Origin of the sequence: Candidatus Curculioniphilus buchneri endosymbiont of Curculio glandium (genome assembly GCF_964275155.1) — a bacterium.
GTDB lineage: Bacteria > Pseudomonadota > Gammaproteobacteria > Enterobacterales > Enterobacteriaceae > Curculioniphilus > Curculioniphilus buchneri.
Genome location: NZ_OZ193413.1, coordinates 711,201 through 725,502, shown reverse-complemented (window position 1 = coordinate 725,502; position 14,302 = coordinate 711,201). Strand labels below are relative to the sequence as shown.

Annotated in this window: 6 protein-coding genes; 3 read left to right on the top strand and 3 right to left on the bottom strand. The window is 25.7% G+C overall.

Annotated features, from left to right (window positions below):
* Positions 1 to 100: 100 nt before the first annotated feature.
* Positions 101 to 2,641, top strand: coding sequence for a DNA mismatch repair protein MutS (mutS, locus tag ACICP0_RS02185; protein ID WP_395480248.1), 2,541 nt, complete (start codon positions 101 to 103; stop codon positions 2,639 to 2,641).
* A gap of 1,897 nt (positions 2,642 to 4,538) precedes the next feature.
* On the opposite strand, the gene bamC is transcribed toward mutS, so the two are convergent.
* Entirely contained in the window at positions 4,539 to 4,790 is a 252-nt protein-coding gene (gene bamC / locus ACICP0_RS02180) for an outer membrane protein assembly factor BamC (RefSeq protein ID WP_395479671.1), read from the bottom strand.
* A 40-nt stretch (positions 4,791 to 4,830) separates the two neighbouring features.
* A complete protein-coding gene (dapA, locus tag ACICP0_RS02175; protein WP_395480247.1) occupies positions 4,831 to 5,709 on the bottom strand; it encodes a 4-hydroxy-tetrahydrodipicolinate synthase in 879 nt (292 codons plus the stop codon).
* Between the two features lie 514 nt (positions 5,710 to 6,223).
* Between dapA and bcp the strand changes: the two genes are divergently transcribed.
* Complete coding sequence (bcp, locus tag ACICP0_RS02170; RefSeq protein WP_395479670.1) at positions 6,224 to 6,691, top strand: thioredoxin-dependent thiol peroxidase; 468 nt, start codon at positions 6,224 to 6,226, stop codon at positions 6,689 to 6,691.
* Positions 6,692 to 8,177: 1,486 nt separating this feature from the next.
* The gene (locus tag ACICP0_RS02165) at positions 8,178 to 8,762 is read left to right on the top strand and encodes a metal-dependent hydrolase (protein WP_395479669.1); all 585 of its coding nucleotides are present in this window, start codon (positions 8,178 to 8,180) and stop codon (positions 8,760 to 8,762) included.
* Between the two features lie 947 nt (positions 8,763 to 9,709).
* Here the strand turns inward: ACICP0_RS02165 and ppa are convergent.
* Complete coding sequence (ppa, locus tag ACICP0_RS02160) at positions 9,710 to 10,249, bottom strand: inorganic diphosphatase (protein ID WP_395479668.1); 540 nt, start codon at positions 10,247 to 10,249, stop codon at positions 9,710 to 9,712.
* Between the last annotated feature and the right edge of the window lie 4,053 nt (positions 10,250 to 14,302).

Below are 14,302 nucleotides of genomic sequence, written 5' to 3'. Positions count from 1 at the left end.
ACATGATATAGAAAGTAACGATATTAAAATCAATCAGAGAATAAATAAATTGAAAAATAATGAACAAAACATTACCACGATTCAATCACATACTCCTTTGATGAAACAATATTTAAAGCTTAAAGCATGTCATCCAGACATTTTATTATTTTATCGCATAGGTGACTTTTATGAATTATTTTATAATGATGCTAAACGTGTATCACAACTAATAGATATTACTTTAACCAATCGCGGTATCTCTGCCGGACAGCCGATACCTATGGCCGGTATACCTTATCATGCAATAGATAATTATTTAATTAAGCTAGTCGCACTAGGTGAATCAGTGGCTATTTGTGAACAAATTAAAGATTCTACTACTAAAATGGAGATTGTTGAACGCCAAATTTCACGTATTGTTACTCCAGGTACACTCAGTGATGAAATGTTACTAAATGAATATCAAGATAATCTATTAGCCGCTCTATGGCAATCTTCAGATGGTTTTGGATACGCTACTTTAGATATTGCTTCTGGCCGATTTTTAGTATCAGAACCAATCAACCGAAATGCTATGTCCGAGGAGTTACAACGAACTAATCCAGCGGAGCTACTGTATCCTGAAACATTGCAAGATTTAACGATAATTAAAAATTGCCGTAATCTACGGCGTCGTCCCATTTGGGAATTTGAATTACAAACTGCCCATAAACAACTTAACATACAATTTGGCACATACAATCTGACTGGTTTTGGCGTTGAACATGTACCGTTGGCTCTTCGTGCTGCCGGTTGTTTACTACAATATGCTAAAGATACACAACGTACTTCCCTTCCACATATTCAAGCTATTACTGTTGAACATCAAAATAATAGCGTTCTACTAGATGCAGACACTAGACGTAATCTAGAATTGACTAAAAATATAAATGGTGATAATAAAAATACTTTATTAAGAATCTTGGATTTTACATCTACCCCAATGGGCAGTCGAATGTTACAACGTTGGATCAATATGCCTACTAAAGAAGTCAGTACGTTGATCCAACGACAAGAAAGCATTCGATTACTACAAGAAATAACATTGAAAATACAACCTTTATTGCACCAAGTTGGTGATCTAGAACGTATCTTAGCGCGATTAGCATTACGTTCAGCTCGACCACGTGATTTAATGCGAATGCGCCATGCTTTTGCACAATTACCAATTATCCAAACAATACTATCTAAACAAGTGTCTTCTTGTTATTTATTCACACTTTTAAAAAAAATAGGCAATTTTAAGGAATTGTATAATTTGTTGGTACGTGCGATTGTTCAATCACCGCCATTACTTATTCGAGATGGTGGAGTTATCGCATCAGGATATAACATAGAACTAGATGAATACCGTGCTTTAGCAGACGGTGAAACTGATTATCTTGAACAACTTGAATTACGTGAACGAAAAACAACAAAATTAGATACATTAAAAGTTGGTTTTAATGCTATACATGGATATTTTATCCAACTTAGTCGTGGACAAAGCCATTTAGCACCAATGCATTATGTACGTCGTCAGACACTAAAACATGCTGAACGATATATTATTCCTGAGTTAAAGGAATATGAAGAAACAGTATTAACTGCAAAATATAAAGCATTATCAAAGGAAAAATTGCTATATGATGAATTATTTGATTTATTACTTCCGTATTTAGCTAAATTACAACACAGTGCCGCAGCTCTAGCAGAGCTAGATGTATTATGTAATTTAGCTGAACGAGCTGAAACATTAAATTATGTTTGTCCAACGATAAGTACACAGGAGGGAATATATATTATTGGTGGACGTCATCCAGTAGTAGAACAAGTACTCGATGAAAAACCATTTATTGCTAATTCTTTATCATTATTTGATAAACAACGTATGTTAATCATTACTGGACCGAATATGGGAGGTAAAAGTACCTATATGAGGCAAAATGCCTTAATTGTTTTATTGGCCTATATCGGTAGTTTTGTTCCAGCAGATCAAGCAACGATTGGTCCAGTAGACCGAATTTTTACCCGAATTGGAGCTACGGATGATTTAGCTTCCGGCCGCTCTACATTTATGGTAGAGATGACAGAAACAGCTAATATTTTGAATAACGCTACACGTCAAAGTTTGGTATTAATGGATGAAGTTGGTCGCGGTACTTCAACTTATGATGGCTTATCGTTAGCCTGGGCTTTTGCAGAAGAACTTGCTAAATATATCAAAGCAATGACGCTATTTTCAACACATTATATTGAACTTACAACTTTATCGGAAGAAGTAGAAGAAGTGATTAATGTGCATCTGGATGCAGTAGAACATGGAGCGGAGATTGCTTTTATGTATACTATACAAACTGGCGCTGCCAGTAAAAGTTATGGGTTGTCAGTAGCTACATTAGCAGGTATACCATGTGATGTGATAACGCGTGCATATAAAAAATTACATGAATTAGAAATGTTACCTATTTCCAAAAAAATTGATAATATTCGTGACACGGAATTAATTCTACCATGTCAAGAAGAAAAACTTGAATTGTCCTTGAACCCTGTACTAAAAACTTTAGAGGATATAAATCCGGATAATTTATCACCTCTTCAAGCACTAAAATGGATATACCTTTTAAAAAATATGCTATAAATATTATAGCTTTTATGGATTCGTCTAATAATGAATAAAATAATTTTCAAAAATTTTGAATAGACTAGCATATCTTATGCAATCTAAGATTGCGAGCATGTTTATGTGATTATTATAAAATTTATTATATAAAAAGTGGTGCATTAATATGTTATAAAACATTGTTAACTTTTAATCTTCAGTTAGAAGAATATGATAACACCTATTATAGTAAACTAATAGTTTATTATCAATTTAATAATTAAATTAGATTAGAAACAAATTAAGTTGATATGCACTATTATATTTTAAAGTTGATTTCTTTTTCAAAATCTTAAAAAGTCAATCAAAATATATGATCAAATGGATTATTACCTAATTTCTAACAAAAATTTTTACCTAAAATAGCAATAGGCAACCGTAAGTTGTTATTGCTTTAAGTTACGAATCTAATTGATTAATGTCTTAGCATACAGATATAACAATATTGCTTCATATTTAAGATAATTTTTTCATAAATATATTGATATTTTATACACTAATAGTTATAACTAATTAGTTATTATTTTCTATATACTACATTAGATATTTGATCTATATAAGATATAATAATTAGAGTATATCTCTATATTTTGATTTAAGTGGTAATTAATTAATGTAAATCAAGTCTAATACGATTAATATTCTATATTATTATTTTACTAATATTGAGTTATTTTAAAATATGATCAAGTAGTATTTGAACATAAATATATTTATTCACGATTAAATTAATAAGATTTTAAATAAATTATATATTAAGTCATAAAATAGTATTACATAACATATCGTTAACTCGAATAGATCCGTTATCTGAAAAAGATTAGTTTTGATTTTTTTTATGGAATCTAAAAAATAAGAGAAATTTAATGAAATAAAAATATAATCTATAACTGTTGTTTATTAGTAATAAAATTACTCGACTTTAGCGTGTTACTATGCTTATTTGAAGATTTAAAATAATGTTGATTAAATATAGTGATGCCTGTATATTTTCATTTTTGTTGTAGAAATTTCCTGATAACAATCAGATGATTGTCAACAAAGAACTAACATAAAGTTAATTATTAGGCATAATATCATAAAAAATAAATTATATCTTAATGAAATTCGTCTATAGACGGTTCGTTTTTTCTAGGATAAACAACAAGTAATAATCACCTTAATATATTGATTATTAACTTAACTTTTTCTAAAAAGAATTTAAATTCTACAATAATAAGTTATAGTTAACTTATAGATGTTTTTTAAAAATTATCATATTTCTATGAAAATAATCTATAGAAAAATACTTTAAATGACAATGATTAAATAGTTAATTTTATCGTACATTTTATTAATAAGTTATATTTCCAATATAACTGGACTAATTACAAAACATCATTTAATGATTATTAATTATCATGTTATTAGTATAAATGTTGTTTTATTATAAAAAATTAATAATATAATGCGTCAAAATTATTGTCATTGTAACATGATGCAAGTCGTCAATAGATTGTTAAATTATTTAGCATTAACACTTTGAATCACGTAGGTAATATAACAAAGTTTGTATCAATTTAAAAAAACGAACAAATATATTTTATTAAATACCCGTATTATCTTATCTACTGTATCTACTGATAGTATCAGTAGATTGTTTTGATAATCTTGTCAGATGTATAAAAATTTTATTTAATTCTCAATTTCTATTGATACATAATTCTAATATATCAATAATTTATTTTTTATATATTTGATAGGATGCATTATAAATCATTTATGTAGTTCTGCTTGCATAAAAAATAAAGTCAATTAATATGCAAGTTCCCAGCCAGAATGTTAGATTCTCTCACTAAATGTCCTACTTATTTACGAATTTTTTCGGATAATATTGTTATGTTGGTGGCCGAATGTCTAAAGATTTTCCAATTTTGCTATTATGTGCTACTAAAGGAGGAATTTTATAATCATCAGTTGGATGAGGTAGAATTGTATCGGATGGACTGGAAAGAGAACGCAGAGGTGATACTTTTAAATAGTGGTGACTTCCATTACACTGGTGTTTATAGCTTGTATTGCTTGTGCAAGATAAAAGCAATATAATAAAATAAATGCACAGTATTTTTTTTAAAATTAATTGTATCATTAATTAAATAACCTATTAAATTAAATATTCTAATTCTCAGTTAAAGTAATCCCACATTGATTAATGTTTGTTTAATAACTTGACTGCCTTTTTTAGTCAATGGTGTCATTGGTAGTCGCATGGTGTGCGTTTCTATTAATCCCAAAGCTTTACAGGCCCACTTCACTGGTATAGGATTAGGCTCAATAAATAGATTATGATGTAATGGCATTAGGCGTTGATTTAAATAATGTGCTTCAGTGTACTTTCCTGTTCTTGCTAATGTGCATAGTTGTGCCATTTCTTTTGCAGCAACATTTGCTGTGACTGAAATAACTCCTTGTCCGCCTAGTTGCATAAAATCCAATGCACTAGCATCATCACCACTCAACAGTAAAAACTTTTCATTAATTAATGCTCGGAGTTTACTTACACGATTCAAATTTCCTGTCGCTTCTTTAATACCAATAATATTTTTTATTTCTGATAAACGAGCCACAGTAGATGGCAATATATCACAACCAGTACGCATCGGAACATTATATAATATTTGTAGAAGTTCAGTACTTTCTGCAATTGCCTTAAAATGTTGATAGAGTCCTTCTTGATTAGGACAATTGTAATAAGGTGTAACAGTAAGGCATCCTACTATACCACTGTCGTTGAAACGAGAGGTTAAGGCAATAGCTTCGGCAGTTGAATTTGCACCAGTGCCTGCAATAATAGGAATACGGCCATCGCTAATTTCTAGAGTTTTCATTACTATATCATAATGTTCTCTACAATTTAGAGTAGCTGTTTCACCAGTCGTTCCTACGGAAACGATCGCTGTAGTGCCATTATTAACATGATAATTGATTAATTTTTTTAGGCTATTCCAATCTATCAAACCATTTTTTGTCATTGGAGTAATCAATGCAACTATACTTCCTGTAAAAATCATTCTTCTTTCTATTTCTAGTTTTTTCATAAATTTTTTTATTAATTAGTGATTGATTAAAGTGAATCAATCATTATTCTAGCATGTTCGTATAGAAAATGTATGAGGAATGGATATTGTTATCATAATCAGACTATATAAAAAAGTAACTATATTGCTTTTTTATACAAAATGATCCGACGATAGCAAAATGTATATATAAACGAAATTTACTAGTATCACAATTATTTATTTAACTTTTATATTTAAAATTGCATTATAAAAATATTTTTTTGTTATATTAGATCACTGATAACCTTTTTTAACATAAAACTAACTAATTTGGTTTTGTTGTTTTTATTTAGTTATTGCAATTGTTAAAAAAGATTTTATCTATTATCTATTAATACATTCTATTAATAATATAATAATTATACTATATATTGAATAAAATTTAATGTTCCAGACAATATTAGAAACATGAAACACTCTAATCATATTTAAAAAAATTAGTAAAAACGGAGTTTGGATTACAATGAAATTACTGACAGTCGGTGATATCGCACCAAAATTTATCCTTCCTGATCAAGAAGGCGAGCTGATACAGCTTAGTGATTTTCAAGGACGAAGGGTATTAGTTTATTTTTATCCAAAAGCAATGACACCAGGTTGCACCATACAAGCTTGTAAATTACGCGATCATATGGATGCTTTAAATAAAGCTGGAGTATCAGTTTTAGGAATTAGTATTGATAAACCTGAAAAACTCTTACTTTTTTATGAAAAGGAACTTCTTAATTTCACTTTGCTTTCTGATGAGAATCATCAAATTGCCATTAAATTCGGCGTATGGGGTAAGAAAACATTTATGGGTAAAACTTATGACGGAATTCATCGTATTAGTTTTCTAGTGGGTACAAACGGTATCATTGAAAAAACTTTTGAAAATTTCAAGCCTAGCAATCACCATAACATCGTTTTAGATTATTTAGAAAGTACATAAAGATCATTTAAGTTTTTAATTTTAAATCATATAGTGTTGTATTTATAGCGAAACCATGAACTTTATATAGTGATAAATCTATTCACGAATGTAACAAAGTAGCTCTTGATAGCTAGATCAAAAATGAAGACAAACTATTTCAGTTTATAAGGCAACAATATGAAGAAGCACGTTGTGTATTACAATTCCTATTTTATTTAAAATTTATCTAATACGTGATACGTAGATTTAATCATTAGCATTGATCTTAAGTAATGGACAGCATCTTTTAGTTATTGCTGTTTAGAACACTAGATGCATTAAGACGAATTTAATTTCTTTATTTTTTCTTAATCTAGATACGGCTTGTATTTCTTAGTTCAAGAATACAGCTTCTGTCAAGTTTTAGTAACTTAAGGGCCGTAATATTGATAGGTGAGATTTAACATTAAACAAAGTAAATAAAAGTAAACCTAGACGATTTATAACAGGTACACACTATGACGCATGTATTCATCAACTTGAAAAATTGAAAAGGCACTATTCGCAATATAGAAAATAATTAAGAATTTATTTTTTTAAAATTGACTATTTTAAATATGGTCATTAGTTTTCCAGTCTTTTAGACAAAGATTATAATTTAATTAATTAAATGTAAGAGTATCTAACATAATATTCATATTTTAATTAAAATAAAGAATGAATACTTTATTTAAAGTTAAAATGGTATTTTCTTGACATAGTCATGTACATGCATTTTATATTTTATTGTCAATTGAAATTTAATGGATATATTTTCTTCGTAATTAAAGTACGAGGTAATGTATTAATTACTAAAGCAGAATACTTTCTATTCATATGCAATCTGATACTTCTATTGTCTTGCATACTGGTGTAGAACGTGAAAAAATAACATTTCATAGTTAATTTGAATTAATAGATTTGATGTGACACTCTTTTTACGAAAAAAGATTAAGATGGTTAATATTTAAATACGCAGATTAGAATAAATAATTTTTTTTAAAAAATATAAAAAATAAGCAGTCAATTTATATTGTTGTATAACATGCTTATTTGTCGTATTTAATAACTCTATTAATTACTACTTTAATATTTCAATATTCTATTTGTTAGATCAATAAAATTTATATCTTTGTATTATTGAGTAGAATATAAGATAAGTATGTAATATGTAGCATACAATACTATAAATTAAAATTAGTTAGTTTAATAACTAGAAAAATTAAAATAATCTGTTATATTACGATAATTATATCGTATGTATTATTTAAAATATAATTATATAAGGCAGTTATTTAATTTCTATAGAAAACTAGATGCTATATGAGCATGTCCATACATATGGTATGTAGTATGTTAAGATAATAGTATGTTAGCATAAAAAATATATCAGATACATGAAACTCATGTAATAAGTTTTATCACAATCACTTTTTCTTTAAAAATTATATTATATAAATATACAACTATTCATACAATACTATTTATGACATTCAAAGGACATTTGCTTTTCTCTTTAGCTAATATAATATTAGCTAAAAAAATTCCGCTTTCATTAGCCTTGGCTCAAGGTGATTGGTGGCATGCTGTGATTGGCAGTTTATTAACTTGTCTATTACCGGATATTGACCATCCTAGATCAATATTAGGATATAATTTACGATGGTTATCGTTACTTGTTACTAAAATTTTTGGTCATCGAGGGTTTACCCATAGCTTATTAGCGATAACTATGGGTATTTTTTTTCTTACTTTTCTCAACCTATATAAATCAATAGATATTCCTTTGGATGTATTACACGCTATGATTGTAGGTTATACAAGCCATATCATAGCAGATATGCTAACCCCAGCTGGGGTTCCGCTATTATGGCCATATCGCTATCGATTTCGAATACCAATTCTTAGAGCAAATAAGAATAATCGGTTAGAACGAGTGACATGCGTTGGATTACTAATTTTTTCCCTACAATTTCACGAAACAATTTCAATTTCTTTCCATATGGAAATATTTGATACCATGAAGATAATATGGAAGCAATGCTGCTTAAATTTTTTATCATTTTTTTGAAAAACCTAAAAAGGTTTTTTAGTCAATGTTTGATTTTATTATTAAAAATATATTTAATCAATCGGTAGTTTATTGTGATCATATATTTTTATGTAGAATATTTAATATAGATATTATCTATGTAAATAGAAGCGATAACTTTTTAATCAATCAACAATATATAGTTTTTGAAACATATTGAATAATTCTATTAAGAATAATTTTATACTTTTTTATAAATATTACAATATAACGTAAATAGCATTACTACTGGTTAGTAATAGTATACAAGTAATGACTGTGTGTATTATTTTATGAAAGAATGAATTATTTCTTTTTTAATACTAATATCCATGGTTTTATGCACTATAAGACCAACAAAAATTTTTATTAAATAAGTAAACTTAACCAAGTAAGAACTATAAATAATATTTTATATTGTTTTTGTATAAAAGAAATGACATATTTAGATTGTTATCTATTGATAATCATATATTTTATGGCATTAATCAAATTATTTAGATAGCATATATTTATGTGTATTCTTAAGTTCATTTAAGGAAAAATAACAGATGTTTTGATACATTATTTTACATAATATAATAAGTAATAGAATCCTTTAAATAAAGAATTGATTTATTGTATTATAAAAAAAGAGTAGTTATATATAATCGAATGTATTTGACATTTTACTACGTAAAATGTCCCATAGAAATATTTGTCTTTGACAGCATAAAGTTTTTCACTACAGAACAAATAATTATTTTAATATAATACCAACTATTGTACTTATTAATATTATAATATGCATTATATGAAATCTTTGTTTTTTAGTTAGTGTGTTCTACGTGGCATGTAGGTTATGTTAAATAAAGAATCGATTGGTATATAGATATCAAAACGTTTATTTATAAAAATAAAATTACTGAAAAGTGAGTCAAACTTACAATTGCAAGCTGAATGGCTTTTTATGCTTGCAATCTCTTATTATTTCGTTCAAAAGAGGACAGGATTTCTCTTTGGGCTGCTTTAACATCGTCCCATCCATTAATTTTTGCCCATTTTCCGATTTCTAAATCTTTATAATGTTCAAAGAAGTATGAAATTTTTTCTCGTAATATTTGTGGCAAATCGTTCACATCTTGGATAAGATCAAATTCTTTTGAAAGATTAGTATGCGGTACAGCTACCAATTTAGCATCATCACCAGACTCATCAGTCATTTTTAGAAGTCCCACTGGACGACAACGAATAATAGAACCTATTTGAATTGGATATGACGTTAGTACTAGAACGTCTACTGGATCACCATCTAGTGATAAAGTGTGATTAATATATCCATAGTTACAGGGATAAAACATTGTTGAAGGTATAAAACGATCAACAAATAGCATATTGCTTTCTTTGTCAATTTCATACTTAATAGGATAAGAATTCATTGAAATTTCAATGATTACATAAATATCATTTGGCAATTCTTTTCCTGCCGGTACTTGCGTTAAACTCATATTACGTGCCTTAATGTGATTTGAATAAAAGAAAATTACTATAACTAACATTGTGTTATCATATGTATATGGTGCATAGACACACATAACACTATACTGTAATTGACAATCTATCCTAGGCTTTACTTAAATAATTATAAATCCAGTATATATGTCGCTCATATGGTTTTTACTGTGATTGTTTGTGATCTTTATTAAAGTTAAGTCATACGAAACATTAATATCATTTTTAATATGGAACGTTATACTACATTAATCTGATAATTTCTATTATTACAAGTCGATGAATATCTATACAAATATCTAATCTTTAGATACAATATAAATATGTTAGTTTTCCAGTGAACTCTATCATGATGTTAGTGCGATATAGTACTATAACATTTAAAATTTTTTATTCGACGAATCCGAATATTGATTTGACTTTTACAGGGAAAGTACATGACTACTCGCTTGATGCTATATACCTTCTATAATCCACAAGAAAATGAAATTTTATACTTATACGATCACACCGATGTGTAATATAAACTTTTTGCATAAAATATCTTCTCCTAACTAAGCCCTACAATCTTTTTATCTACATTAAAAGGTATTATTTTATACACATAAATATATTAAAAAATTTAATATTTAGCTCTAATCTAAATTGATCTTAATAAAATTGACATTAAATCTTAACGGTATTCATACTTATCAGTAAAGTATGACTGCTAAAATTGGATTTACTTTATATATTCCTATTAAGTAATTAATATAATATTAAGCGATAAAATTTCTTAGAATCGAATGGATATTATAATATTAAAATATTTTTATATTGAATGATATAAAATTAATATATAAATAGATCTCTATATCCGAGATAGAGATTTTACATGTCTAAATAAATTAATGAATATTAATAAGTTATAAACATTTTTCATATTTTATATATTATGAAAATAATTTCTAGATTATCAAATAATCATTGATCTTTTATAAGATATACTAAATAGTAATTCTCTAATTATTGTTAGCAAAATTTCTAATAATAATATTGGTTTCATTTATGTAAAAACTAATATATAAATTATATTCATCTATAAAGAACTGAGAATCAATGAATCATGGACAAAAATAATAGTAAATAGATTGTTTAATATTTCGACTATTTTAAATAGAATGTGAGTAACATTCATATAGTAAATTTCTTATACAATAAGACTTTAACATTTATTAGATATCATAACGAATATCTATTCAGATAAAATAAACAATTTTGTGAAAATTCCATTTAAAAATGAATGTACATTTAATAATGTGAATGTATCAAATACGATGACTAATATTAATTTTTAAATTTAAAAAAATGCGATATTTGAATTATTATTAAATTATGATAGTAAATGATTTATTATTACTTATATCTCGATATAAATGTTTATAATTTATATTATTAATACTAAGTAACTAAATTTTCATTTTTAATGTTAATTTGAATTACTGAAAAATTATTCAAGAAAATAATAATGAAGTTAGATTTAGTTTACATTGAATTAAATCACTATTATAAATTAAATTAATCAGCATCGTTGTGTAACTAAATTGCGTCTCAAGATTCAAATTTATACCAATTTTTTTGAATTTTAACATGATCATTAGTTCAATCTGATGAAATCAGTTAGTTTAATGATAGAAATATTTATGTTAGTGGCGAATTTCTAAAATCACATGAACAACATGTATTATCAATTATATTATGCCAAATAGAAATAATTGGCCCATTTATGTTTTTGTATGCCATGATTGTGGAATCAATTTCTATTATAGAAACATTATTAATGATTTTATTTTTTTAAGATAGTCTAATTCATCTTAGATGATTCCATTAAATTGAGAAAAAACATATTAACATCGATTGATAGCTGTGTAAATAATATTAATGTTGCTATGTTATATCTTATTCCTTAAAGAAAATAGATTCTATTAACCATGAAGAAAATATCTAATATTTAGTTTGTATTGACATTTTTTCTCATTTCAATATTCTATAATAATTGTATAAATAGAAAAATCGATATTTAAAAATAAGTAAATATTAATTAAACTAACAGAAATACGAATAGAGATAACAGTATACAACGATTTATTTATTGCCAATTTGGTTGTATGATTTTTTGAACACTAGGTAGTTGAAGTTTATAAATAAATATTTTGTTAGTTTTACAAGAGAAATCTGTATTGATTACTCATGCTAGTCAAAATTTAGCATTTTATTTTAACTTATTGGAAAAATATTAGTATATAAATTTTAGAAAAAAGGAAAATTAAAAAAACGATAGTAGTGTTCATTCATATATTTATTTGCATGTATCAGATCAAAATAATAGAACGATCCATTTTTAGTGTTATATATACATATCTTGAGTTAGGTGATGACTGTTATTTTTTAAAATACGACATTATATATGATATATATCATATATAATGAAAAGAACCAGGTAACTTTAAGTTAAAAGTTGTTTATAACATTAGATTACTCAATGTAAATGTAATATTTTATTTTAATATCATAGACAAACATTTTTCTATAGCAAAACGAATTAAAATAATAATAGTTATAGAAATCAATAAAAATAAATAATTATGTTAAATTTAAATTTTTTTAAAAAAATTGAAAACAAAATATTTTAAATTATTAAATTTAATAATCAGATTAATATAAATAATTAGATTATCTTAATCTACATATTGGTGGTAGTAATACAATCATGAATTAGATTAATTGATCAGTTCTTTTCATAATGTTTTCTTAAAAATTACATTAAATTAATTTCTTTAAAACGTTAGACATCATGTCTAGTAATATAAATGTTACATCCTAATAAAATATATGTTTTATTATTTTACATTGTGCCTTATATAAGGGATTTAGTTTATTAAATAATGAAAATTCTTTTATAAAGTTAATTCAATTAACATCTTATTATATTCAGATTGATTGATAATTTAATTTTGTTTTTTTAGGTCAAAATAAATAAACAATTCATTGTAACAGTATTATAATAAGCGTTTTAATTTTTTAAATAACATTAAATATTAAATTTAAAAAAATAATATGTAGCAAAGTATATAATGTTTATAGATATCGCTAATATGTTACATTAATTATAAAACAATTAATCTTGAGATATATTGACAGTTATTTACTTAATTGATGAAACATAGTGTCATATGTGACATTTTCCATATTTATAATCCAATTTCTCGATTACGATCTAATATCGTACAGTATATTTATTGAATAATAGTTCTACATTCCTTGTTTATATTTGATCGATGATTAGTGCACTGTAGCATATCAGTATTCTTTACACTTAAAATATTAATGAAACATATTAACAATAACCAATCAAACTAATATTGATATTATCTTTTAAATATATTAGATAAGAACATTTCTTTAGAAGAGATAACCATTATTATAGTTTTTTAGCCATTACACAACATTAATTTTAAAACTACTCAATTATTAAAAATTAAGGAATATATTTCCTGATTACTTAAGTAGTATTGCTATACTACGTTTTTAGTTAATAATATGATGGAAAGGCTTGTTAATATATTAGCTCAGTCTATTTTCTATAAAACTATTATATACAGAATGGTTTCTGGCACATGTTATAATACATAGTAAAAATTTTTTATTTTGAATTAAACTGGTATAATTTAATTATGTATAAAAACAAAAAGCACAATTAAAATATATAAGCAAACAATAGAGTAGAAATTATCTCATAATTTTATCGAAAAAATTAATCATCATAGTTTTAAATATAGCAAACAGACATATATTAACATATAATATATATTAATTTACATCCTTTAAAAGGATTACATGTTTTTAATATATAAATGTTGATGAAATCAAGTGAATGATAAAGTATAATTTTTAATTTACATATTCAAACTTTTTCATTTTAACTCTATACTATTACTGTAATAGTAAATTATGAATGGTAATTCGTCGCGAGTATGGTACACACTTTATTGTTCTTACATAAGAGTGCA

Excerpts from the sequence above, each read along its gene's own strand:
- bcp (WP_395479670.1), top strand. The coding sequence starts at position 6,224 with ATGAAATTACTGACAGTCGGTGATATCGCACCAAAATTTATCCTTCCT.
- mutS (WP_395480248.1), top strand. The coding sequence starts at position 101 with ATGAAACAATATTTAAAGCTTAAAGCATGTCATCCAGACATTTTATTA.
- bamC (WP_395479671.1), bottom strand. The coding sequence starts at position 4,790 with ATGATACAATTAATTTTAAAAAAAATACTGTGCATTTATTTTATTATA.
- ppa (WP_395479668.1), bottom strand. The coding sequence starts at position 10,249 with ATGAGTTTAACGCAAGTACCGGCAGGAAAAGAATTGCCAAATGATATT.
- ACICP0_RS02165 (WP_395479669.1), top strand. The coding sequence starts at position 8,178 with ATGACATTCAAAGGACATTTGCTTTTCTCTTTAGCTAATATAATATTA.